Here is a 23,313-nt window from a genome sequence, read left to right as displayed (position 1 = left end):
CCAGAGTCAATGTTTTCCGCATATAGTCGGGATCGAGCATTGGACGGATTCTCGCATGGGCAAGAAACAAGACCTGAAGATTCCTGACATTCCCTTGGACAAGGACCGCACAACCCAGGAACATGTCTATTCGCGCCTGCGCCATGCGATCATGACCGGGGCCATCCCGCCGGGAACCAGCCTGACGATGCGCGGCCTCGCCGACGGCCTGGAACTCAGCCCGACCCCGATCCGCGAGGCAGTTCGCCGGTTGAGTTCTGAACATGCGATCAGGATTCTCGAGAACCGGCGCATGCAGATCCCCGCCATGACCCTTGGCCGTCTTGAAGAACTGGTGGCGCTGCGCATCACCCTCGAGACACATGCCGCCGAGCGGTCACTGCCCTACATATCCGATATATTCATCGAAAAACTGATATCCATCGACGATGCAATGGACAGGGCCATTGCCGGAAACGATCTCGACCGGCTGACCATCCTGAATCAGGACTTTCATCGATCGCTTTATTCGGTCAACCCGAACCAGGTCTCCATGCCGGCGATCGAAAGCATATGGCTGCAGCTTGGACCTTTCCAACGGCAGGTCAACGAACACGTCAAGGAGTTCTACAAGATCGACCGCCACAAGGAAATTCTGGAGGCTCTGAAAGCCCGCGACGCCGAAGCGCTGACGGCCGCAACCGAACGCGATATCAGCGAGGGCATAAGCCGCAGCGGCCGCCAATTGCTGATCCAGGCAGTTTCGGAGCATCAGGCGGACGGCACCGCCTGAACCGATCCACGGGGACCGCGCGAAGCACGGGGCAGAAACATCTCAACGCCTCGGGCGCCCCGCCCCGGGGCAATATATCGGGTGAGGGCACCGGCTGCCCGAGGCACCGCCCGCGATCAGCGCGTTGAAGCGCTGTCAGGCCTGCACCGCTTCGGTTCCGCACCAATCCGCAATGAACAATGCCATCGCCTGCGTGATCCGGCGCAGGGACGGCAGGCTGACGCATTCGTCCACGCCATGGATATTGCGCGACACCGGGCCATAGCACAGCGCCGGAATGCGGTTATACAGCGCGTACACCCGTGTATCGAGATAACCGGCGGTCATGAAGGTCTCCAAGGGCCTGCCGCAGGCGGTCTCATGCGCCCCGGCCAGGACCACCTCGGCGTCGGAGCCGGGTTCGAGTACATAGCCCTCGGCATGGAAACCGTTGAAGACAACCTCTGGCGGGTTATTGGCCAGGAACCTGTCGGATTGCGCGAAAGCCGCGATCCGTTCGGTGATCTCGCGCGCGGCATCGGCGGCGCTGCGCCCCGGATAGATCGAGACGCGGCAATCGATATTGCACCATGACGGCACCGAGGACGCCCAGTCCCCGCCCTCGATCTTGCCGATATTGAGATTGATGGGATGGACCTCATTCTCGAAATGCGGGTGTTCGCCCTTCTCGGAGTTCCAATCCGCCTCGATCTCGCGCAGGGCAGCGATGACGCGATAGGCGGTATCGATGGCATTGGCCCCCTCGCCCATTTCCCGCACATGCACTGGCATGCCGCGCAGCCTGACCTGGAACCACAGCACGCCGGTATTGGCGCGAACCAGCTTTTCGTCCTCGGGTTCGGGGATCAGCACGGCATCGGCAGTATATCCCTGAAGCCATGTCTGCAGCGCGCCGTTGCCGGTGGATTCCTCTTCCACGACCGATTGCACATAGACCGTCGCCGCCGGTTGCAGCCCGATCCGGCGCAATGCGTCCAGCGCGAATATATTCGCCGCAGCGCCCGCCTTCATGTCGGCGGCACCCCGGCCATACATCCAGTCCCCGTCGATCCGGCCCGAAAAGGGCGGGTCGCGCCACATGTCATGCAAGCCTTCGGGCACCACGTCGAGATGCGATTGCAGGATCAGCGAGTGTCCGGTCTCCTTCCGGGGTCGATGGATGCCGACGATGATGGGTGCGTCCGAATGCTGCTCGGACCAATGCGAACCGCCGGGATGCGCGGCGATGGCCTCCCTGTCCATCGCGAAACGGTCCATCGCGTAGCCGCGCGATTTCAACTGGTTGAACACGAAATCCTGGATCGGGTGTTCGTGCCCGCGCAGCGAGGGCATCGCGACAAGCTGCTGCGTGAAGGCGATCTGATCGTCGAACCCCTCCGCGACGGATTTCAGGATGCGGTCCTTGAGATCTGGATCTAGCGGCATCGGATACTCCTTTCGGCTGCACCGTTACATCACGGCTTCAATCAGGAACGGGCCGGGTTCGCGCGTGGCATCCTCGATGGCTTGCTGCAATTCGCGGGCATCCTCGACCCGCCGCCCCGGCACGCCCATCCCGCGGGCCAGCGCCACGAAATCCAGCTCGGGCCGGTCGAGATCAAGCATGTTCAGCGCAGCGGGGCCCGGATTCGCGCCGACATTGCGCAATTCCCCCTTGAGGATTTCATAGCTGCGATTGGCAAATATCACATTGGTGACATTGAGACCTTCGCGGGCCTGTGTCCAGAGCGCCTGGATCGTGTACATCGCCGAGCCGTCGGCCTGACAGGCGATCACCGGGCGGTCGGGCGCACCGAGCGCAGCCCCCGTGGCCAAGGGCAACCCGATGCCGATCGAGCCGCCTGTCAGTGCCAGCCAGCTTGTCGGCGCCGCCCCCGCCGCGGCCGGATAGACATGGGCACCCGCCGTGACCATCTCATCCGTGACGATGGCGTTTTCCGGCAAGGCATTGGCGATGGCGGCGGCCAGTGTCTCTCGGGTGATCGCGCCGGATTGCGGCGCGGGGCAGCAGCGGGCTGTCGACCGGCCTGCCCGGCCTGGCGCCGACCCGGTCGGCCAGCGCGGCGATGGCCGCCGGGCCGTCGCCATCCAGCCCCGCCAGCCTGATGATCTCGCAATTCTCGGGCAAAACGAGGCTGGGCTTGCCCGGATAGGCAAAGAAGGCGACCGGCGGCGGCGTCTCGATCAGGATCGCCCGCGTGAAGGGGTGCAGGCATTCCAGCGCCTCGTTGATCGGATAGGGGATCTTCGGCAGCTCGAACCGGCCCCGGCCACGCTCGGTCCGGCGGCTTGAGACCGGGGCAAGAACACGCGCGCCGCTGCGTTCGGATATTCCCTGCAGCAATGCCAGCGCGGCAGTGTCTTCGAGGACCGAATTGCCCGCCAGGATAACGGTGTTTTCGCCACCCTCCAAAGCCTGGACGGCTTGCGACAGGGCGGCTTCATCCAGCGGGACGGCCCCTTGAGGAGCGATCACATCCGCCATCACCCCGCCTTCGTCCCAACCGATATCCGCCGGGGCGACCAGCGTGGCGACTTTCCTCGGCTTGCTGCACGCCACGGCGAGCGCTTCCATCGCCTCGGCGGCGAAACTTTCCGCCGAACGGGCCGAGCGCACCCAATCGCTGAACGGGGCCGCCGCGCCCTCGACATCGCCGGAGAGCGGCGCATCATATTGCTGATGGCGCAAGGCGTGATCGCCGACGATATTCACCATCGGCACCCTGCCCTTGCGCGCGTTATGCATATTGGCCCCGGCATTGGCGAGGCCGGGGGCAAGGTGCAGAAGCGTCACCGCAGGTTTCCCGGCCATGCGCGCATAGCCATCCGCCGCGCCGGTCACCACACCCTCGAACAGGCCCAGCACGCAGCGCATCAGCCGGGTGCGGTCCAGCGCATCAACGAATTGCATCTCGGAGGTGCCGGGATTGGCGAAACAGATTTCCACCCCGCCGGCATGCAGGCTGCGGACGACGCTTTCGGCTCCGTTCATGTTCTTTTCCTTATCGGTCACAGGATGGGATCACGCCGGCATCTGCTGCTGCAGGATGTCGAGCGACTCCGTCACGACGCCCATCATCTCGTCGATCTGCGCGCGCGAGACGATCAGCGGCGGGCAGAAGGCCATGGCGTCGGTCATGTTGCGCGAGATCACGCCCTTGTCCTGCATGATCCGGTTCATCAGGGCCCCTCGCTGCCCCGGGATCTCCCCCGGTTCCAGTTCAAGCGCCCCGATCAGGCCGATCCCCCGCGTCTCGGCAACCAGCGGATGATCGGCAAGGGCGTTCAGGCGATCCTGCATATAGGCACCGGTTTCCGCCGCGTTCCGGACCAGGTCCCGTTCCTCGATGATGGCGATATTCTCCAGCGCCACCGCCGCGCCCACCGGATGACCCGAAGCGGTAAAGCCATGCCCCAGCACGCCGATCCGGTCGCTTTCCTCTGCGATCGGCTCGAAGACGCGCTCGTTGATCATGAAGGCGGAGAGCGGGAAATAGGACGAGGTGATCTGCTTGGACATGACCAGGACATCCGGCTCGATGCCAAAGGTTTCGCAGGCGAACATCTTTCCCGTGCGCCCTAAGGCGCAGATCACCTCGTCGGCGACCAGCAGGATGTCGTGACGCTTCAGCACGGCCTGGATCTTCTCCCAATAGGTCCGGGGCGGAACGATCACGCCCCCCGCGCCCATCACCGGCTCGCCGATGAAGGCGGCGATGGTGTCGGGGCCTTCGCGCTGGATCAGCGCCTCCAGCTCCTCGGCGCAGCGGGTCGCGAAATCCTCTTCGCTCTCGCCCTCGTTGCCCTCGCTGCCGAAATGCGGGGCCATGGTGTGCAGGACATTCGAAATCGGCAGATCGAAGGACCTGTGATTGTTCGGCAACCCGGTCAGGCTGGCCGAGGCGATGGTGACGCCGTGATAACCGCGCAGCCGGGAGATGATCTTCTTGCGCTGCGGCTGGCCAAGCGCGTTCGAGCGATACCAGAGCAGCTTGACCACGGTATCGTTCGCCTCGGAACCCGAATTGGTGAAATAGACCTTGCTCATCGGCACCGGGGCAATCGAGATCAGCTTTTCCGCGAGATCGATGACCGGACCATGCGATTTATGCGAGAAGGAATGATAGAAGGGCAGCGCCTGCATCTGCCGCGTTGCCGCATCGACCAGCCGCTGCTCGTTGAAGCCGAGACCGACGCTCCACAATCCTGCCATCGCCTCGAAATAGCGCTTGCCGGCGTTGTCGAAGACATAGGCCCCCTCGCCGCGTTCGATCACCATCGGGCCGATCTCGAGATGCCGGGCCGCATTCGTGTAGCTGTGCAGGTGATAGGCGATGTCGCGGGCCTCCTGAGAGTTCATACCGCTGGCCGTCATGATCAGTCCCCCTGAAATTGTGGATGCGGGAACGGAAAACCTTCCCGCGAGAATCCGATGGGGCGACTATTGCGCCCAATTCTTGCCGGATCAATATTCTTGATGCATGATGCGTCAAAATACAGCGTCTATCAGTCATGGCGGAGCGCTCGGCATTGAAGGAAATCAGCAAGGAATCACTGGGCGCGACCATCTATGACCAATTGGCGCAAGCGCTTGTCCGGGGCATGCTTCGGCCGGACCAGAAAGTGACGATCCGGGGATTGGCAGAGATGCTGGGAACAAGCTCTACCCCGGTGCGCGATGCCATCCAGCGCATGCTGCAGGACCAGGTGCTGGAACAGCGCTCGCCCCGCGATGTCCGGGTGCCGGTGCTGGAGGTCGCCCAATACCTGGAAATTTCCCGCATCCGGATCGAGCTGGAAGGCATGGCCGCCGAACAGGCCGCGAGGCAGGCGAAGGCGGGCGATATCTCGCGCCTGAAACGGATCGTCGCGCAAACCGGCGAAGCCATGGCGGGGAATCGCTGGATTCGCGCCGTCGAGCATAACCAGCGCTTCCATTTCGCGCTGGCCAGCATGGCGGATATGCCGGTCCTGCTGTCGATCCTGCACCGGCTGTGGCTGCGGATGGGCCCGCTCATCGCCGGCTATTACGAATCCGCGCGCGAGGATCTGGTCGGGCATCATCGCAAGATGATCGCGGCTTGCGAGACGCATGACGGCGCTGCGGCACGCGCCGCCATGCGTGCCGATATCGAAGAGCCCAGAAAAGGGATCATTGCCTATATCAACAGCTTCGAAACAGGCCAGCCCGGGAAACTTCCCGGAAAAGGCTGAAGATCCTGTCCGGCTTCGTTAGGCTGGCAGGTAACAGATCGAAAAAAGAACGATGGGGAGACATCAAGACATGAAACGACAAGCCCGGAATCTGATGGCGGCGCTGGCCATGACCATCGCCCTGCCCGCCATGGCACAGGAACCGCAAGCCGGCGGAACATTGAACGTGGTCATTCAGCCGGAGCCGCCGGGATTGATGATCGGCCTGATCCAGAACGGCCCGACCCAGATGGTCGCGGGCGACATCTATGAAAGCCTGCTGCGCTATGACACCGACCTGAATCCGCATCCCGGCCTCGCGAAGGAATGGAGCGTTTCCGAGGATGGGCTGACCTATACCTTCAAGCTCCATGAAGGCGTGAAATTTCATGACGGCGAGGAATTCACCTCGGAGGACGTGAAATTCTCGATCGACGTATTCCTGCGCGAGACCCATCCGCGCCTGCGAACCTCGCTGGAACACCTGGAGAGCATCGAGACACCGGATCCCTATACCGTCGTGTTCAAGTTGAAGAACCCCTTCGGCCCGTTCCTCGGCCTGTTCGAGCCGGGCACCGCGCCGATGATCCCGAAACATGTCTACGAGGGCACGGATTTCGCCAATAACCCGGCCAACAACACCCCGATCGGGACCGGCCCGTTCAAGTTCGATAAATGGGAGAAGGGCAGCTATATCCACCTGGTGAAAAACGAGGATTACTACCTGGAGGGAAAGCCCTATCTCGACGAGATCTATTACCACGTGATCCCCGATGCCGCCTCGCGCGCGGTGGCCTACGAGACCGGCAAGGTCGATGTGCTGCCCGGCGGCTCGGTCGAGAATTTCGACGTGCCGCGGATCAAGGAAATGGAAAACACCTGCATCACCGACAAGGGATGGGAGCTGTTCGGTCCCCTGGCCTGGATGTGGGTCAATAACGACAATCCACCGCTCGACGATCCGAAGGTCCGGCAGGCGATCATGCACGCGATCGACCGGGAATTCGCCCGCGATGCACTCTGGAACGGTCTGGGCAAGGTCGCGACGGGGCCGGTTTCGTCATCGACGCGCTTCTATTCTGACGCGACGCCGGATATTTCCTATGACCCCGAGAAGGCGAAGGCGCTGCTTGAGGAATCCTCATATGACGGCGAGACGATCCGCCTGCTTGGCCTGCCCTATGGTGAAACATGGCAGCGTTGGGCCGAGGCGGTGAAACAGAACCTCGCCGAGATCGGCATGGATGTCGAAATCGTCGCCTCGGACGTGGCGGGGTGGAACCAGAAGGTCAGCGACCGCGATTACGATCTGGCCTTCACTTACCTCTATCAATATGGCGATCCCGCCCTTGGCGTGGCGCGCAACTATTTCAGCGACAACGCGGAAAAGGGCTCGCCCTGGAACAATGTCGCGAATTACCAGAACCCCGAAATCGACAAGATGTTCGATGAGGCTGCCCTGATGGTCAGCCCCGAGGATCGCGAGAAAGCCTATGCCGAGATCCAGGACATCATCGTTTCGGACGCCCCGAATATCTGGCTGCTCGAACTCGGGTTCCCGACGATATCGCGCTGCAATATCCATGATCCGGTCACGACCGCAATCGGCGTGAATGACAGCTTCCGCGATACATGGATCGAAAAGTAACCGGATGTTCGCCTCTTGACCGGGGAGGCGGCCTTTCCGCCTTCCCGGATATCTCACCAACAGCAACAGGAGAACAGGTTTGACGCGGTTCATCCTCGGCAGGTTGGTCAAGTCGGTTTTCATCCTTCTGGCCATCCTGATCCTGAATTTCTTCCTGATCCACGCCGCACCCGGCGATCCTGCCGCCGTCATGGCCGGCGAGGCCGGTGCCGCGGATGAAAAATTCCTCGCCGATCTGCGTGCGCAGTTCGGGCTGGATCAGCCGCTTTACGTCCAGCTCTGGATCTATCTCAAAGGCGCGGTGCAGCTTGACCTGGGCTTTTCCTTCCGCCAGCAGATGCCGGTGGCGGACCTGATCTGGAACCGCCTGCCCGCGACCCTGCTGCTGACCGGGGCGGCATTCGTGCTGTCGCTGGTCCTGGGGGTGATCGCGGGCGTCGCCGCCTCTGCCCGCCAGGGGACATGGGGGGACACGGTGATCTCGACGCTCGCGCTCTTGTTCTATGCAACGCCGCTGTTCTGGGTTGCCCTGATGGCCGTGGTGGTCTTTTCGGTCTGGCTGGGCTGGCTGCCGGGTTTCGGTTTCGAGACCATCGGGGCGGGCTATACCGGATTTGCCCGCGCGCTCGATATCGGCAGGCACCTGATCCTGCCCGCGACGACATTGGGGCTGTTCTTCATGGCGATCTACACGCGCATGACCCGCGCCTCGATGCTGGAGGTCTCGCGCCTCGATTTCGTCAAGACCGCCCGCGCCAAGGGCCTTCGTCATGGCGTGATCCAGCGCCGCCACGTGCTGCGCAACGCGCTCTTGCCGGTCATCACCCTTGCCGGGTTGCAGGCCGGGCAGGTCTTTGGCGGCGCGGTCCTGACCGAGACGGTCTTTGCCTGGCCCGGCATCGGCCGGCTGATGTTCGAGGCGATCAACCAGCGTGACTACAACGTGATCCTTGGCGTGTTCTTCGTCTCGGCGGCGATGGTGCTGCTGTTCAACCTGATCACCGATGTCATCTATGTCTTTGTCGATCCACGCATAAGGCTGACCGAATGAGGGATTTCTGGAAACGATATTGCCGCAATCGCGGCGCGCTCATCGGCCTGCTGATCCTGACGCTGGTCATCCTGATCGCGATTCTCGCGCCGCTGCTGTTCCCGCAAAGCCCGTGGAAAATGGTGCAACGCCCCTTCCTGCCGCCCTTCTCGCAGGGTGATCTGCTGCTGGGCACCGATGCGGTGGGCCGCGATGTCATGGCCGGGCTGGCGCATGGCGCCTATGTCAGCCTGCTGGTCGGGCTGGTCTCGACCATCGTCGCGCTGGCCATCGGCGTGCCCATCGGTGCAAGCGCGGGTTATTTCGCCGGTCGGGTGGACGATGCGCTGATGCGTTTTACCGAGTTCTTCCAGACCATCCCCAGCTTCGCGCTGGCGATCGTGCTGCTCGCGACCTTCCAGCCATCGCTGACCTTCGTCATCATCGCCATCGCCATCGTCAGTTGGCCCCCGGTGGCGCGACTGGTCCGGGGCGAGGTGCTGAGCCTGCGCACCCGCGAATTCATCGAGGCGGCCACGCTCTCGGGGCTGGGCAACCTGCAGATCATCACCCGGCATATCCTGCCCAATGCCCTGCCGCCGATCATCGTGCTGGCCTCGTTGATGGTGGCACAGGCAATCCTGCTGGAAAGCTCGCTTTCCTTCCTGGGTCTTGGTGATCCCAATATCATGTCATGGGGCTACATGATCGGGGCTGCCCGGACGGTGATCCGTGAACAATGGTGGCTGTCCTTCATTCCGGGCATGGCGATCCTGCTGACGGTGCTGGCCCTGAACCTGATCGGCGAGGGGCTGAATGACGCGCTGAACCCGCGGCTGACGAGGAAATCGAAATGAGCTTGCTGTCGATCCGCGACCTGACCATCGCCCTGCCCGAGGGCGCCGACCGCGATCATGCCGCCCGCGACATCAGTTTCGATCTCGCGCCCGGCGAGATCCTTTGCATCGTCGGTGAAAGCGGCTCGGGCAAGTCGATGTCGGCCAATGCCGTGATGGGTCTGCTGCCGGAAGGGGTGACACCCGTCTCGGGCCGGATCGATTTCGACGGGCGCGATATCCTGGGCCTGTCAGAGAAAGAGATGCTGGCCCTGCGCGGCAGCCGGATCTCGATGATCTTCCAGGAGCCGCTGAGCGCCCTGAACCCGCTGATGCGCATCGGTGCGCAGATCGAGGAAGTGTTCGAGGCCCATGGCGCCCTGAGCGGAGCCGAGCGGCATGAGCAGGCGCTCCGGCTTCTGACCGAGGTCGGGATCCCCGATCCGCAGGTGACGATCCGCGCCTACCCGTTCCAGCTTTCCGGCGGGCAGCGGCAGCGGGTGATGATCGCCATGGCCCTCGCGCTGGAGCCGGATATCCTGATCGCGGACGAACCGACCACGGCGCTGGATGTCACGACGCAGGCGCAGATCCTCGAACTGATCGAGAACCTGCGCCGAAAGCGGAACATGGCGGTGATCTTCATCACCCATGATTTCGGCGTGGTCGCCGATATCGCCGACCGGGTGATCGTCATGCAGACCGGCGAGATCGTCGAAACCGGCAGTGCCGACGAGGTTCTACTGCACCCGCAACATCCCTATACCAACGCTCTGATCGAGGCGATCCCGCGCCTGACCGGAGACCATTCCGGCGGCAGAGGCGACACCGGGGAGCCGGTCCTGTCGGTCGAAGGCCTGTGCAAGACATTCTCGACCGGCAGCGGCAAGTTCTTCGGCAAGCGGCGCGTGGTAGACGCCGTGCAGGACGCGAGCTTTCACCTCTACAAGGGGGAAACCATCGGCATCGTCGGTGAATCCGGCTCGGGCAAATCCACCCTTGGCCGCTGCATCGTGCGACTGCTTGCCCCAAGCAAGGGGCGCGTGCTGCTGGAGGGCGAGGATATCGCCCATATGCCGGGCGCGGAGCTGCGTGAACGCCGCCGCCGGATCCAGATGATCTTCCAGGATCCCTTCTCTTCGCTCAATCCCCGGTCGCGCGTCTCGCGCATCCTCACCGAGGGACCGATCGCCTATGGCGCCACGCCGGGTGATGCCCGCAAGCGGGCGGGCGAATTGCTGGAACTGGTCGGGCTGGACGCCTCGGCGATGAGCCGCTTTCCGCATGAATTTTCCGGAGGCCAGCGCCAGCGGATCGGCATCGCCCGCGCCCTTGCGCTCGACCCGGCCATCGTCATCGCCGATGAGGCCGTCTCGGCGCTGGATGTCTCGATCCAGGCACAGGTCCTGGATCTGCTGGCCGACCTGAAGGCGCGGCTGAACCTGTCGATGCTGTTCATCACCCATGACCTGCGGGTCGCGGCGCGGATCTGCGACCGGATCATCGTCATGCAGAAGGGCCGCATCATCGAGACCGGCCCGGCTGACAAGGTGCTGCGCGATCCCGATACCGACTATACCCGCAGCCTGCTGGATGCCATTCCGGGGCAGGATTATGAAAGGGCGCTTGCCGGGGCGGGGTAGTGCTGGCTCCCTGTCCGCTTGCCTTGCCGTGAATCGGGCGTTGGACCAAACAGCCTTCCGACACTGACACATGACGCGCCAAACCGGGTTACCTTCAAGGCTGGCACCTGCTGCCCCTGCGCGGGCAGGTGCTGGAAACGCACATCTCCAAGCGGCATATCGTCAGGCCTTCCCGCGCGAGGCTCCAGTCGCGGCGAGTCCTCAGGGGCAATCATTCTCGAAATGACGGCACCCTCCTATCTCAACTGGATTTTTCTGAATTTTTCCCTTATGATATTGACAGTTAACGAGGATGCGGCCGTTTCCATGCCCGCATATCGAAACGAAAAATCAGGATGTGCGCAACATGATGATCGCACTTGTCCTTGCTCTGGTCGTTATAGCTTCAGTGGCGTTTCACCTCCTTAGCCCTTGGTGGTGGACGCCGATTGCGTCGAACTGGGATTATATCGACAACACGCTGATCATCACCTTCTGGATCACCGGAGTCGTCTTTGCGGCGGTGGTCCTGTTCATGGCGTATTGCGTGTTCCGCTTTCGCCACCAAGAGGGCCGCAAGGCGGATTTCAACCCTGAAAACAAGCGGCTTGAGATCTGGCTGACGGTCGCGACGGCGCTAGGTGTGGCCGCCATGCTGTTGCCGGGGCTGTTCGTATGGAAGCAGTTCGTGACGGTTCCGGATACGGCCACCGAAGTCGAGGTCGTCGGGCAGCAATGGAGCTGGAGCTTCCGTCTTCCGGGTCAGGACGGACGGCTTGGCACATCGGATCCACAGTGGATGAACCTGGACAATCCACTGGGCGTCAACCCGCATGATCCCACCGGCACCGATGACGTGATCGTCGAGGGCGGTGAATTGTACCTGCCGGTGAACCGGCCGGTGAAGATGTCGCTGCGTTCGATCGATGTCTTGCACAATTTCTACGTCCCCGAGTTCCGCGCCAAGATGGACATGGTTCCCGGCATGGTCACGTTTTTCTGGTTCGAGCCGACGCGCACCGGGGAATTCGAGGTGCTCTGCGCCGAGTTATGCGGGACCGGCCATGGCTTCATGCGCGGCTATGTCCAGGTGGTGGAACAAGAGGAATATGACGAGTGGCTGCAGGAGCAGCTGACCTTCGCCGAATATGCGAATGCGGTCCCGGTGGAAGATCAGCCAACCCGTCTGGCGGAGAGGTACTAGGCCCTGGGCAAGACGCAGGCCGGGCCAATGCAAGGCCATCAGCCTTACCGCACCGCGAATGACGACGCAGCCGAACAGGAGGAGTAACATGGGCGATATTCGTCACGAGGCCAATGCCGAGCTTCCGCCGCTCGAAGTGCCCGACGTCATGCCTCCGCATGCCCACGGCTGGTGGGCGAAATATGTATTCTCGCAGGACGCCAAGTATATCGCGGTCCAGTATGCCTGCACCGCGCTGGCGATCGGGCTGGTCGCGCTGGTTCTTTCCTGGCTGATGCGGTTGCAACTCGGGTTTCCGGGCGTGTTTGATTTCATCACCCCCGAAGCCTATTACCAGTTCATCACCATGCATGGCATGATCATGGTGATCTATCTTCTGACGGCGATCTTTCTGGGCGGTTTCGGGAACTACCTGATCCCGCTGATGGTGGGCGCCCGCGACATGGTGTTTCCCTTCGTCAACATGCTCAGCTACTGGATCTATCTGCTGGCGGTGCTGGTTCTGGTGGCAAGCTTCTTCGTGCCCGGAGGGCCGACCGGGGCGGGCTGGACTCTGTATCCGCCGCAGGCGATCCTGTCGGGCACGCCGGGCGGGCAGCAGGCGGGTATCGTCCTGATGCTGGTCTCGCTGATCCTGTTCATCATCGGCTTCACGATGGGCGGGCTCAATTACGTCGTCACCGTGCTCCAGGCCAGGACCCGTGGCATGACCATGATGCGGCTGCCGCTCACGATCTGGGGTATCTTCACCGCCACGGTGATGGCGCTGCTGGCATTCCCAGCGCTGTTCGTGGCTTGCGTCATGATGCTGTTCGACCGGCTGCTGGGCACCAGCTTCTTCATGCCCATGCTGGTCGAGATGGGCGAAAAGCTGAGCTATGGCGGCGGCAGCCCGATCGCGTTCCAGCACCTGTTCTGGTTCTTCGGCCATCCCGAGGTCTATATCGTCGCGCTGCCGGCATTCGGCATCGTGTCGGATCTGATCGCGGTGCATGCACGCAAGAACATCTTCGGCTACCGGATGATGGTCTGGGCCATCGTGATTATCGGCGCGCTCAGCTTTGTCGTATGGGCGCATCACATGTATGTCAGCGGCATGCATCCGTGGTTCGGCTATTTCTTCGCCACCACGACGCTGATCATCGCGGTGCCGACCGCGATCAAGGTCTATAACTGGGTGCTGACGCTTTGGCGCGGCGACATCCACCTGACATTGCCGATGCTGTTCGCGCTGGCCTTCATCGTCACCTTCGTCAATGGCGGGCTGACCGGGCTGTTTCTGGGCAATGTCGTCGTGGATGTACCGCTGTCGGACACGATGTTCGTGGTCGCGCATTTCCACATGGTCATGGGCGTGGCCCCGATCATGGTGATCTTCGGCGCGATCTATCACTGGTATCCCAAGATTACCGGCCGGATGCTGAACGAGGCGATGGGCCAGGTCCATTTCTGGGTCACCTTCCTTGGCGCCTACGCGATCTTTTTCCCAATGCATTATGTCGGGCTGGTGGGGGTGCCGCGGCGCTATTACGAGCTGGGCGAGCCGGCCTTTATCTCGACCCCGGTTGGCGGACTCAACGCCTTCATCTCGGTCGCCGCGCTGATCGTGGGGGCGGCGCAGATATTGTTCCTGTTCAACCTCGGCTGGAGCCTGCGTCATGGGCGCGACGCCGGATCCAATCCCTGGCGCGCGACCAGCCTGGAATGGCAGACCCCGGATACCCCGCCCAGGCATGGCAACTGGGGAGAATCCCTGCCGCTGGTCTATCGCTGGGCCTATGATTACAGCGTGCCCGGCGCGGCAGAGGATTTCATCGCCCAGAACGATCCCGTCACACCCGAGCCTCCCGGAGGCCGGTTGTGAACATTATCCTCGCCTTTCTCGCCGTTCTCGTCGCGATCATCGGCTGGTGGCTGTCGCGCCAGCGGCTCTTTTCCAAGCCGTGGCTGGAAACCGGTGTGCCGCCAATGATAGCCGAGGCGTCGCCCGTCGCGCCGCAAAAGCTTGGGCTGGGCGTTTTTCTTGCGGTGATCGGTGGGCTCTTCGCTATGCTGGGCAGTGCCTTCGTCCTGCAGATCGATGCGACGCCGTGGCAGTTGGTTCCGCTGCCCCGGCTGGTCTGGATCAATACCGGAGTGCTGCTGTCGAGCAGCCTTTTCCTGCAATTCGCGGTCACTGCGGCGAAGCAGGGCGAGGCGCAGCTGCTCAATTGGTCCCTTGCCGCCGGCGCATTGTCCACGCTTGCCTTTCTGGTCGGACAGATCACTGCCTGGAACATGTTGACGACAAGCGGCTACGTCCTTGCCGGGGCACCGGCCGCCAGCTTCTTCTACCTGATTACCGGCCTGCACGGGCTGCATATCCTGGGTGGTCTGGTGGCGATGGGAGCGGTCTGGCTGCGGCTTGCCCGGCAGCCGGAGCCTCGGGAGGCGCAAGCCGCCGTCGCGCTTTGCGCGCTCTACTGGCACGCGCTGCTGCTTATCTGGATCCTGCTGCTTGCGCTGTTCACGGGCTGGGGCAACGAATTCCTGGCGCTTTGCCGCTCCGTGTTGAGATGAGGGGGGAACAATGGCCGATGTGACACTCAAGAAGACTTCGCCGGAGCCCCCCGAGGGGCTTGCAGGCTTTGTCGCCGACTGGAGTTCGGATCAACGCGCCTTCAAGCAGGTTTCCTGGGGCAAGGCGATGATGTGGATCCTGCTTCTGAGCGACACTTTCATCTTCGGCATTTTCCTGGTTGCCTATATGGTTGCACGCAGTTCCACCCCTGAAACCTGGCCAAACGCCAGCGAAGTTTTCGCGCTGCATATCGGCGGGGCGGATATCCCGCTGATCCTGATCGCGATCATGACCTTCGTCCTGATCTCTTCCTCGGGCACCATGGCGATGGCGGTCAACAGCGCCTATCGGCGGGCGCGCGGACCGACTGCCTTGCTGATGCTGGCCACCGCATTGCTCGGGGCGTGTTTCGTCGGCATGCAGGCTTTTGAATGGTCGAAGCTGATTGCCGAGGGAGTCCGGCCCTGGGGCAACCCGTGGGGGGCAGAGCAGTTCGGCGCCAGTTTCTTCATGATCACCGGCTTTCACGGCACGCATGTGACGATCGGCGTCATCTTCCTGTTGCTGGTGGCGCACCGGGTCTGGCGGGGCGATTTCGATCTCGACCGGCGGAGTTGGTTGTCGCGCGGCAATGGCGATTACGAAAGCGTCGAGATCATGGGCCTTTACTGGCACTTCGTCGATCTGGTCTGGGTGTTCATCTTTGCATTCTTCTATTTGTGGTAGGGAACGATCATGGCACAGTCATCGATGGATCATCATCCGCAGGCAACAACCGCCGCCGACAGCCACGAAGGCCAGCAACATCCGATCAGGCTCTATCTCCTGGTCTGGGGCCTCCTGTTCGTGCTCAGCGCGGCGTCATACCTGGTGGATTACATGGAGCTTCAGGGAGGGCTTCGCTGGAGCCTGATCCTGATCTTCATGATGCTGAAAGCGGGCCTGATCGTCGCGGTCTTCATGCATATGGCATGGGAACGGCTGGCGCTTGGCTATGCGATCCTGCTGCCGCCATTCATCATTCTGGTCTTTGTTGTCATCATGCTGTTGGAATCCGACTATACCCTGCTGACACGGTTGACGGAATTTGCCACCCAATGACGTTTGATCATCCGCAAGGGGGTGCTGGGCGGCACTCCTCTATTCGCACGATCTTGCGATAGACATGCCATGTCGAATTTCCCAGGACCGGCAGCACGATGACCAAGCCGACAAGCGCGGGCAATGCGCCAAGCAGCAACAGGCTCAGGACGCCCTGAAAGGCTGGGGCCGCCGCTCGGTAATGGGTTCGCGCATGAGCGCCCGGAGTCCAAACTGACCCTTTTCAGATAATGCTTTACGCGAGAATTTTTTTGTAGCTGGCTCGATGGAATGACATCTGATGAAAGGCATTTCCGTGGAATTTCACGTCTGGATCGCATTCGCATCGGCTTCAATTGCTCTTCTTCTTATTCCGGGGCCGACCGTGCTTCTGATCCTAAGCTATGCCATTAGTCAGGGCCGACGGGTCGCCCTCGCGACGGTTGCTGGCGTCGCCCTGGGCGATCTGATTGCCATGTCGGCATCTCTGGCAGGACTGGGAGCATTGGTTCTGGCATCGTCCAAACTGTTCATCCTACTGAAATGGGTTGGAGCGGTTTATCTCGTTTATCTCGGCATCAAGCTATTTCGAAGCGCACCGGATGCTTCTCTGGGATTGCTGGATGACAGCCCATCTGTTTCCCCTCGAAAGGTCTTTGCGCATTCTGTGGCAGTGACGGCCCTCAATCCCAAATCCATCGTTTTCTTCATTGCTTTCGTGCCACAATTCATCAACCCGAATGCCGTATTGGCCCCTCAGTTCGGGCTGCTCATAACGACCTTCGTTGGCTTTGCTGCGATTAACGCACTCGCCTATGCCCTTATCGCCGATAAGCTGCGCCAGAAGATTGCACGCCCTTCCGTGCTGCCGTTCCTGACCAGACTCGGCGGCGGGACTCTCGTCGCGATGGGCGTAGCAACCGCGACAATCCGGCGTTCTTGAACCCGTATCCCAAGGCAGCTTTGTCCACCTGCGGGACATATACGGGAACCCGCCAGCCACATTTTTTCCATCCGGGCGAAACTTTGCCGGCATCCGTGGTTATTTGTGCGAACTCTGGCCGCATGTAAAAATATATGACCACAAAGGTGAATTTCGCGGCCCAATTCGGCGTAACATATGCCGCAGATGTTGCGCCGGAGTCGTCTTGATGTCGAAGAAACTGAAAACCGCAATTGTCGGGGCCGTTATCGCCCTGGTCGTTGGCTTCGCTGCGAGCTACGGGCTGATAAATCAACAGACGGCTGATCGGATCAAGGACAAGACAGACGAGATTCTGGCCGAGGAAGAAACCACCCAACCCGCTCCTGAAGCTCATTCGGAACCCGCTGCGGAACCCGAACTGCAGGCAACGACCCCGGATTCGGCAGAACCGGCGGTGGAGGTCGAGTAGGCATCTGCATCGGTGGAATGACCGACGACGAACCGCGAATCCCCTCACGAATGCTTACATGATAAAGCTGCATTTCCAGGTGGGGGGATGTCCCTCGGGGCGGACTTCTATCCGCTCGCCCGACCGCATGATCTATTGATAAGCACATAAAGTGGCGGAGAGGGTGGGATTCGAACCCACGGAACCCGTGAAGGCTCAACGGTTTTCGAGACCGCCCCGTTCGACCACTCCGGCACCTCTCCGCGCTTGGTGTGGTGAGGCGGGGATTTAGAAGGCCGGGGGTTGAAGCGCAAGGGGGTATCGTGGAAAAAATCCCGCAGGAAGCATGAAAGGCGCACCGATGCTGCGATTGATCTGCCTTGTCGCCGGGCTTGCCATTGGCCTGCCCGGCCTGGCCCAGACCACCGAAGCGCCCTCGGTCGCCCAGGAGCAGGAGCTTGAAATACGCCTGTGGAGGGTCCTGCGCCTCGGCGACCTGATGCCGATCATGCGTGACGAGGCGCTGGCCGAGGCAGAGGTCATGCGCGAGAGCCTGTTCGAACGCGGTGGCGACGACCGGTGGCTCGATATCGTTGCGCGCATCCATGAGACCGGACGCCTCGAAAGGCTGCTCCGCCGCGGGCTGCAAGAGGCGATGGCGACGGAACCCCCGGCACTGATCGAGGAGGCGCTGGCCTTTTACGAGACCTCGCTTGGGCAGCGCCTGATCGGGCTGGAAACCTCTGCGCGGCAGGTGATGCTCGACAGCGATGCCGAGGCCCTGGCGAAAACCCGTTTCGCCAAGGCGGCCAGTCACGGCATCCCGCGTGTCGAGCAGATCGGCCGGCTGATCGAAAAGGCCGATCTGGTCGGGCCGAATGTCGCCGGGGGCATGAATGCCGCGCTGGCCTTTTCCCGTGGCTTCGACGAGGGCGGCGGTTATCTGGCACCGATGACGGAGGCGCAGATGCTGTCCGATGCCTGGGCCCAGGAGCCGCTGATCCGGGCCGAGACGCTCGGCTGGATGGAGGCCTATCTGTTTCTTGCCTATTCGCCGCTCAACGATGCCGAGCTCGAACGCTACACCACGTTTTCGGCTTCTCCCGCCGGGCGGACCCTGGCGCATGTGCTGTTTGCAGGTTTCGACAGGTTGCTTGCCCAGACCTCGCGGGATATGGGGCTCGCCGCAGCCGGTCAGATCGAGGGACGAAAATTGTGAGCGACGACATCCTTCTGGTGGGCCCGCTGGCGCATCCGGCGCTATGCGGCGCCCTTGGCCTGACCGGGACCGAGACGGTGATCCCGGGACGGCTTCTGGGCGGGGAGCGCGCCGGGATCGAACCCGGGGACTGGCCGCAACTGGCCGAGGGACACGAGCCGCTGGCGGCGTTGCGGGTGGCGATGACTCCGGAACTTCGCCACTATGCGGCGGTGATGGGCCTGTCGATGCTTCCGCATCGGGACGGCTCGCTGCTCGGGGTCCGACCGCTGGACGATGGCGGTAGGGCGGAATGGTCGCTGTCCGGCTGGCTGCCCGAACTGGCCGCAGCCATCGCCCGGATCATTCTCGACGAAGCGATGGACCATCCCCCGGAACAGGTCGCCCGCCGCCTGCCGATGATCGGTATCTGGGCGGACAGCCAACTGCGCGCGGCTTCCGGTCCGGTTTCGGGCGGCGAAGTGGTGGCGCCGCGGGATGTCTCGGATATCCGCCTGCATGCGCGGCACCAGGCCTATGCGGGTTATTTCGCGGTCGAGCAATGGCGGCTGTCGCATCGCACCCATGCGGGCGGTTTCACCCCCGAGATCAAGCGCGAGGGCTTCGTCCTGGGCGATGCCGTGGCCGTCCTGCCCTGGGACCCGCTGCGTGACCGGGTGCTGGTGATCGAACAGTTCCGTCTGGCCCCGGCCATGCGCCATGATCCGCAACCCTGGCTGCTCGAAGCCATTGCCGGTCGCGTCGATGCGGGGGAAACCGTCGAAGAGGCCGCAAGACGCGAGGCGCTGGAAGAGGCCGATCTACGCCTGACCCGGCTGATCCCGGCAGTTCATCATTATCCCAGCCCCGGAGCCGTCGGGGAATTCGTGTATCAGTTCCTCGCCATCGCCGATCTGCCGGATGGCAGTGCCGGCGTGCATGGGCTGGATGGCGAGACCGAGGATATCCGCGGCCATCTGCTGGAGCGCGCCGAACTGACCCGGATGGTGCTCGCCGGTCAGGTGACCAACGGTCCCCTGGCGATGCTGGCGCTGTGGCTGGAGGGACAGGCAGCGCATATCCGCGCGGAACTGGCGCCGGTCTGATGCGCCCTGCCTGTCGCGGCGGGGTTGCCCCGGATGGCCCGCCATGTGTAGGTATTCGAGAAGCTCCAATCACCCGCAAGAAGGCCGGACCCCCATGCGAATCTTCTCTGATCTGTCCGATGCGATCGGCAACACGCCCCTGATCCGGCTGAACCGGGCCAGCGAGGAAACCGGCTGCGAGATACTCGGCAAGGCCGAGTTCATGAATCCCGGCCAATCGGTCAAGGACCGCGCCGCGCTGTATATCATCCGCGACGCCATCGCCCGGGGCGAGCTGGGCCCCGGCGGCACCATTGTCGAGGGCACGGCCGGCAATACCGGCATCGGGCTGGCCCTGGTGGGTGCGTCGATGGGCTTTCGCTCGGTCATCGTGATCCCCGAGACGCAAAGCCAGGAAAAGAAGGACATGCTGCGGCTGGCAGGCGCCACGCTGGTCGAGGTTCCGGCGGCGCCCTACAAGAACCCCAACAATTACGTCCGTTATTCCGGGCGGCTGGCCGAGGAACTGGCGAAGACCGAACCGAATGGCGCGATCTGGGCCAACCAGTTCGACAATGTCGCCAACCGGCAGGCCCATGTCGAGACCACCGGCCCCGAAATATGGGAGCAGACCGGCGGCAAGGTGGACGGCTTCGTTTGCGCCGTGGGCTCGGGAGGGACATTGGCCGGCGTGGCAATGGCGCTGCAGCCGAAAGGCGTCAAGATCGGGCTGGCCGATCCCGAGGGGGCGGCGCTGCATGCCTTCTATACCACCGGCGAATTCGACAGCCCCGGCAGTTCGATCACCGAAGGTATCGGGCAAGGCCGCATCACCGCCAATCTCGAAGACTTCACCCCCGATTTCAGCTGGCGCGTGCCCGACAGCGAAGCCCTTCCGATCGTGTTCGACCTGCTCGAACATGAAGGGCTGTGCCTTGGCGGCTCCACCGGCATCAATGTCGCCGGAGCCATCCGCATGGCCCGCGAGATGGGACCGGGCCATACCATCGTCACCGCCCTGTGCGACTATGGCAACCGCTACCAGACCAAGCTGTTCAACCCGGAATTCCTGCGCGCCAAGGGATTGCCCGTTCCCGGCTGGATGACACGGGAAGACCCCGGCCTGCCCGAAGTATTCGAGGACTGAATTCGCATGTTGCGCGCGTCCCTTGCCATCCTGCTGGCGGTTCTGCTGATCATCGCCCAGCCTCTTGCCGCGCAGGACAGCGAGGGAATCGACTACCAGGACTGGGAGAATGTCGCCTCGCAGGCCGAGGCCCTCAACTCCGAAACCGGGGCCACGACCGAGGAACTTACCGAGATGCGCGGCAGGGTCGTCGAATGGCGAGGCAGGCTGCAAAAGGCGCAGAACGCCAATGGCGGAGAGATCGCCACCGTCAAGGATCAGATCGCGGCCCTCGGCCCCGCACCCGCCGAGGGCGAGACGGAAGACGAGGAGATTGCCAGCCGCCGGGCAGAACTGCAAAAGAAGCTCTCGACCCTGCAGGCGCCCCGCTTGCAGGCCGTGGAGGCCTTCAGCCGCGCCGATTCCATCATCAAGCGCATCGACGAGATCGTGGCAGAGCGCCAGGCCACCGCCCTGGCCCAGCTTTCCCCTTCTCCGCTGATGCCGTCAAGCTGGCCCCACGCCCTCACGGATGGGGCAAAGCTCGTGGCCGGGATCGCGGAAGAGGCCGGGCAGCGCAGCATCGACAAGGGGATCTGGTCGGAGATGCGGCCCTATTTCCCCCATGTCGCCGGTTATCTCGTGGCCGCGATCCTCTTGCTCACGATCGGGCGGCGTTGGGTGAATGGCCTGCCCTCCCGCCTGTCGGCCCATGCTTCGGAATATTCGCGCGCCGTCGTCGCCTTTGCCGTATCGCTCGGACAGATCGCGTTGCCCGTCGCCGGACTGTTCCTGCTGGTCAGCGCCGTCAAGGCCAGTGGGTTGCCCGGGGAATGGACCCTGCCCTTCTGGGATGCGCTGCCGATCGCCGGGCTGATCCTGTTCAGCGGCCGCTGGATGTCCAGGCAGCTCTTTCCCGCGCATATGGTCGCCTATGAGACCCTGCGCATGGAACAGAAGGTCCGGAATTCGGCGCGCCGGATGACGAATGCGCTGGCCGCGCTCTTCGCGATTCATCACCTGCTGTCCAGCGCCGTTCTGCCCCTGTCGGGCATCTATGAACGCGTCGGCGACAAGCCGAACCGCGTGCCGCTGGAATTTTCCGACGCCGCAATCTCGGTATGGCATTTCGTCATGGTCGCGCTCGCCGGCCTGGCGCTGTTCCGATTGGGCAACGCGTTGCGAAAGCTGAACCGGGACGGGATCGAGCCGGGACAAGGCTCGCGCTATCGCATCCTCTCCGTCATGGGCAGGTTCTCCCGCCTCGTGGCGGTGGTGGTCCTGGCGCTTGGCGCAATGGGCTTCGTCAATCTCGCCAATGGGCTGCTCTGGCCATGGCTCCTGACGCTCGCGCTTTTCTGCCTGCTGATCCTGCTCAAGGATTTCGCCGCCGATGTCTTCAGCATGCTCAAGCGCGGAGAGGAAGGCGCGCGAGAAGGGCTGACCCCGATGCTGATCGGCTTCGCGCTGATCGTCCTGTCCTTCCCGCTCTTCCTGGTGATCTGGGGCGCACGGGGCGCCGAGCTTGCAGAGATCTGGACCAATTTCCAGCAAGGCGTGAGTTTCGGCGGGATCAACCTGTCACCCGGATCGGTGGTGACATTGCTGGTCGTCTTCACCATCGGTTACATGGTGACCCGTGGTCTGCAGGGAACATTCCGCAACACCATCCTGCCCAAGACCAGGCTGGATACGGGCGGCCAGAATGCCGTGGTATCGGGTTTGGGCTATGTCGGCATCTTCCTTGCCGCCCTGCTCGCGATTACCTCGGCCGGGATCGATCTCAGCTCGCTCGCCATCGTCGCCGGCGCCCTGTCGGTCGGGATCGGCTTCGGCCTGCAGAATATCGTGTCGAATTTCGTCTCGGGCATCATCCTGCTGATCGAGCGTCCGATCAGCGTGGGCGACTGGATCCAGGCCGGAGGCCAGCAGGGCATCGTGCGGCGCATCTCGGTCCGCTCCACCCAGGTGGAAACCTTCGACAAGACCGAGGTGATCGTCCCGAACAGCGACCTGATCAGCCAGCCTGTCATCAACTGGACCCGCAACAACCAGACCGGGCGGATCATCATCCCGGTCGGCGTGGCCTATGGCAGCGACACCCGCCGGGTCGAGCAAATCCTGCAGGAGATCATCGAGGACCAGCCGCTCGTCACCATCGATCCGGCCCCCGCCGTCCTGTTCCGCGGCTTCGGTGCCGACAGCCTGGATTTCGAGATCCGCGCGATCCTGTCCGATGTCACCGCGGGGCTGGGCGTCACCTCCGAGGTCTGCCACCAGATCGCCGAGCGTTTCGCCGCCGAGGGGTTGGAGATCCCCTTCGCGCAGCGCGACATCTGGCTGCGCAATCCCGAGGCGCTGCGGGGCGAGGCCGCCGAACCGCCCCATCCTGCGCCCCCTGCCCCGCATCAACCGGCAGGCAAGGCAAGGCGGCTCGATCCCCGCCTTGCCTTCGACGAGGCCGAGGATGGGGACGGCTTGCCGGATGCGGATGGCGCGGATGGCGACCGCTGATCCCTGCGCCGCTTCTTCTTCATGCAAATATCCTGCGAGGGGAGCCGTCGCGACAACGACGACAAGGGGGAC

21 protein-coding genes and 1 tRNA gene are annotated in these 23,313 nt (G+C 62.7%); 17 read left to right on the top strand and 5 right to left on the bottom strand.

Annotated features, from left to right (window positions below):
• Nucleotides 1-55 precede the first annotated feature (55 nt).
• Entirely contained in the window at nt 56-772 is a 717-nt protein-coding gene (locus A7A09_RS02925; RefSeq protein ID WP_106689952.1) for a GntR family transcriptional regulator, read from the top strand.
• 135 nt (nt 773-907) lie between these two features.
• Here the strand turns inward: A7A09_RS02925 and A7A09_RS02920 are convergent, their stop codons facing one another.
• From A7A09_RS02920 to A7A09_RS02910, 4 genes are read right to left on the bottom strand one after another with little or no spacing between them, the layout of a single operon-like run.
• The gene (locus tag A7A09_RS02920; protein ID WP_106689951.1) at nt 908-2,197 is read right to left on the bottom strand and encodes an ArgE/DapE family deacylase; all 1,290 of its coding nucleotides are present in this window, start codon (nt 2,195-2,197) and stop codon (nt 908-910) included.
• Nucleotides 2,198-2,221: 24 nt separating this feature from the next.
• Nucleotides 2,222-2,716: a thiamine pyrophosphate-dependent enzyme gene (locus A7A09_RS21270; RefSeq protein WP_245999098.1), complete on the bottom strand. Its 495-nt coding sequence runs from the start codon at nt 2,714-2,716 to the stop codon at nt 2,222-2,224.
• Nucleotides 2,688-3,764 carry an acetolactate synthase large subunit gene (locus A7A09_RS02915; RefSeq protein ID WP_245999097.1) on the bottom strand — a complete coding sequence of 359 codons (1,077 nt, stop codon included), beginning with the start codon at nt 3,762-3,764 and terminating at the stop codon, nt 2,688-2,690. Before A7A09_RS02915 ends, A7A09_RS21270 begins: the two co-directional genes overlap by 29 nt.
• A 30-nt stretch (nt 3,765-3,794) precedes the next feature.
• Nucleotides 3,795-5,147, bottom strand: a complete 1,353-nt coding sequence (locus A7A09_RS02910) for an aspartate aminotransferase family protein (RefSeq protein WP_106689950.1) — start codon at nt 5,145-5,147, stop codon at nt 3,795-3,797.
• Nucleotides 5,148-5,302: 155 nt separating this feature from the next.
• On the opposite strand from A7A09_RS02910, the gene A7A09_RS02905 reads away from it, so the two are divergent.
• From A7A09_RS02905 to A7A09_RS02850, 12 genes are all read left to right on the top strand, one after another.
• Entirely contained in the window at nt 5,303-5,986 is a 684-nt protein-coding gene (locus tag A7A09_RS02905; protein WP_245999096.1) for a GntR family transcriptional regulator, read from the top strand.
• A gap of 70 nt (nt 5,987-6,056) precedes the next feature.
• On the top strand, nt 6,057-7,613 hold the full coding sequence (locus A7A09_RS02900; protein WP_436277772.1) for an ABC transporter substrate-binding protein: 1,557 nt from the start codon (nt 6,057-6,059) through the stop codon (nt 7,611-7,613).
• Between the two features lie 79 nt (nt 7,614-7,692).
• The gene (locus tag A7A09_RS02895) at nt 7,693-8,664 is read left to right on the top strand and encodes an ABC transporter permease (RefSeq protein WP_106689947.1); all 972 of its coding nucleotides are present in this window, start codon (nt 7,693-7,695) and stop codon (nt 8,662-8,664) included.
• A complete protein-coding gene (locus A7A09_RS02890; protein ID WP_106689946.1) occupies nt 8,661-9,500 on the top strand; it encodes an ABC transporter permease in 840 nt (279 codons plus the stop codon). The genes A7A09_RS02895 and A7A09_RS02890 overlap by 4 nt, the downstream gene beginning before the upstream one ends.
• Complete coding sequence (locus tag A7A09_RS02885) at nt 9,497-11,122, top strand: ABC transporter ATP-binding protein (protein WP_106689945.1); 1,626 nt, start codon at nt 9,497-9,499, stop codon at nt 11,120-11,122. Before A7A09_RS02890 ends, A7A09_RS02885 begins: the two co-directional genes overlap by 4 nt.
• Nucleotides 11,123-11,468: 346 nt before the next feature.
• Entirely contained in the window at nt 11,469-12,305 is an 837-nt protein-coding gene (gene coxB / locus A7A09_RS02880; RefSeq protein WP_106690059.1) for a cytochrome c oxidase subunit II, read from the top strand.
• An 88-nt stretch (nt 12,306-12,393) separates the two neighbouring features.
• Nucleotides 12,394-14,169 (top strand): cbb3-type cytochrome c oxidase subunit I, encoded by a 1,776-nt coding sequence (locus A7A09_RS02875; protein WP_106689944.1) that lies wholly within the window; start codon nt 12,394-12,396, stop codon nt 14,167-14,169.
• Complete coding sequence (locus A7A09_RS02870; protein ID WP_106689943.1) at nt 14,166-14,864, top strand: cytochrome c oxidase subunit 3; 699 nt, start codon at nt 14,166-14,168, stop codon at nt 14,862-14,864. The genes A7A09_RS02875 and A7A09_RS02870 overlap by 4 nt, the downstream gene beginning before the upstream one ends.
• Before the next feature lie 10 nt (nt 14,865-14,874).
• Nucleotides 14,875-15,591, top strand: coding sequence for a heme-copper oxidase subunit III family protein (locus tag A7A09_RS02865; RefSeq protein WP_106689942.1), 717 nt, complete (start codon nt 14,875-14,877; stop codon nt 15,589-15,591).
• A 9-nt stretch (nt 15,592-15,600) separates the two neighbouring features.
• Entirely contained in the window at nt 15,601-15,966 is a 366-nt protein-coding gene (locus tag A7A09_RS02860) for a cytochrome C oxidase subunit IV family protein (protein WP_106689941.1), read from the top strand.
• A 280-nt stretch (nt 15,967-16,246) separates the two neighbouring features.
• Nucleotides 16,247-16,888 (top strand): LysE family translocator, encoded by a 642-nt coding sequence (locus A7A09_RS02855; RefSeq protein ID WP_436277771.1) that lies wholly within the window; start codon nt 16,247-16,249, stop codon nt 16,886-16,888.
• A 208-nt stretch (nt 16,889-17,096) separates the two neighbouring features.
• Entirely contained in the window at nt 17,097-17,339 is a 243-nt protein-coding gene (locus A7A09_RS02850) for a hypothetical protein (RefSeq protein WP_211341012.1), read from the top strand.
• A gap of 152 nt (nt 17,340-17,491) precedes the next feature.
• On the opposite strand, the gene A7A09_RS02845 is transcribed toward A7A09_RS02850, so the two are convergent.
• Nucleotides 17,492-17,581, bottom strand: a tRNA-Ser gene (locus A7A09_RS02845).
• Nucleotides 17,582-17,664: 83 nt separating this feature from the next.
• On the opposite strand from A7A09_RS02845, the gene A7A09_RS02840 reads away from it, so the two are divergent.
• The 4 genes from A7A09_RS02840 (at nt 17,665) to A7A09_RS02825 (ending at nt 23,241) form a co-directional block, all read left to right on the top strand.
• Nucleotides 17,665-18,537: a DUF2059 domain-containing protein gene (locus A7A09_RS02840; RefSeq protein WP_106689940.1), complete on the top strand. Its 873-nt coding sequence runs from the start codon at nt 17,665-17,667 to the stop codon at nt 18,535-18,537.
• Entirely contained in the window at nt 18,534-19,622 is a 1,089-nt protein-coding gene (locus tag A7A09_RS02835) for an NUDIX domain-containing protein (RefSeq protein WP_245999095.1), read from the top strand. Before A7A09_RS02840 ends, A7A09_RS02835 begins: the two co-directional genes overlap by 4 nt.
• A gap of 94 nt (nt 19,623-19,716) precedes the next feature.
• A complete protein-coding gene (locus A7A09_RS02830; protein ID WP_106689939.1) occupies nt 19,717-20,748 on the top strand; it encodes a cysteine synthase A in 1,032 nt (343 codons plus the stop codon).
• Between the two features lie 6 nt (nt 20,749-20,754).
• Nucleotides 20,755-23,241, top strand: coding sequence for a DUF3772 domain-containing protein (locus A7A09_RS02825; RefSeq protein WP_106689938.1), 2,487 nt, complete (start codon nt 20,755-20,757; stop codon nt 23,239-23,241).
• Nucleotides 23,242-23,313: the final 72 nt, after the last annotated feature.

The organism is Paracoccus methylarcula (genome assembly GCF_003007735.2).
Lineage (GTDB): Bacteria > Pseudomonadota > Alphaproteobacteria > Rhodobacterales > Rhodobacteraceae > Paracoccus > Paracoccus methylarcula.
Note: the sequence above shows the minus strand (reverse complement) of the source record. Positions and strands in the feature narration are given on the sequence as shown.

Excerpts from the sequence above, each read along its gene's own strand:
- A7A09_RS02925 (WP_106689952.1), top strand. The coding sequence starts at position 56 with ATGGGCAAGAAACAAGACCTGAAGATTCCTGACATTCCCTTGGACAAG.
- A7A09_RS02920 (WP_106689951.1), bottom strand. The coding sequence starts at position 2,197 with ATGCCGCTAGATCCAGATCTCAAGGACCGCATCCTGAAATCCGTCGCG.
- A7A09_RS02915 (WP_245999097.1), bottom strand. The coding sequence starts at position 3,764 with ATGAACGGAGCCGAAAGCGTCGTCCGCAGCCTGCATGCCGGCGGGGTG.
- A7A09_RS02910 (WP_106689950.1), bottom strand. The coding sequence starts at position 5,147 with ATGACGGCCAGCGGTATGAACTCTCAGGAGGCCCGCGACATCGCCTAT.
- A7A09_RS02900 (WP_436277772.1), top strand. The coding sequence starts at position 6,057 with ATGAAACGACAAGCCCGGAATCTGATGGCGGCGCTGGCCATGACCATC.
- A7A09_RS02890 (WP_106689946.1), top strand. The coding sequence starts at position 8,661 with ATGAGGGATTTCTGGAAACGATATTGCCGCAATCGCGGCGCGCTCATC.
- A7A09_RS02885 (WP_106689945.1), top strand. The coding sequence starts at position 9,497 with ATGAGCTTGCTGTCGATCCGCGACCTGACCATCGCCCTGCCCGAGGGC.
- coxB (WP_106690059.1), top strand. The coding sequence starts at position 11,469 with ATGATGATCGCACTTGTCCTTGCTCTGGTCGTTATAGCTTCAGTGGCG.
- A7A09_RS02875 (WP_106689944.1), top strand. The coding sequence starts at position 12,394 with ATGGGCGATATTCGTCACGAGGCCAATGCCGAGCTTCCGCCGCTCGAA.
- A7A09_RS02865 (WP_106689942.1), top strand. The coding sequence starts at position 14,875 with ATGGCCGATGTGACACTCAAGAAGACTTCGCCGGAGCCCCCCGAGGGG.
- A7A09_RS02860 (WP_106689941.1), top strand. The coding sequence starts at position 15,601 with ATGGCACAGTCATCGATGGATCATCATCCGCAGGCAACAACCGCCGCC.
- A7A09_RS02855 (WP_436277771.1), top strand. The coding sequence starts at position 16,247 with ATGAAAGGCATTTCCGTGGAATTTCACGTCTGGATCGCATTCGCATCG.
- A7A09_RS02850 (WP_211341012.1), top strand. The coding sequence starts at position 17,097 with ATGTCGAAGAAACTGAAAACCGCAATTGTCGGGGCCGTTATCGCCCTG.
- A7A09_RS02840 (WP_106689940.1), top strand. The coding sequence starts at position 17,665 with ATGAAAGGCGCACCGATGCTGCGATTGATCTGCCTTGTCGCCGGGCTT.
- A7A09_RS02830 (WP_106689939.1), top strand. The coding sequence starts at position 19,717 with ATGCGAATCTTCTCTGATCTGTCCGATGCGATCGGCAACACGCCCCTG.
- A7A09_RS02825 (WP_106689938.1), top strand. The coding sequence starts at position 20,755 with ATGTTGCGCGCGTCCCTTGCCATCCTGCTGGCGGTTCTGCTGATCATC.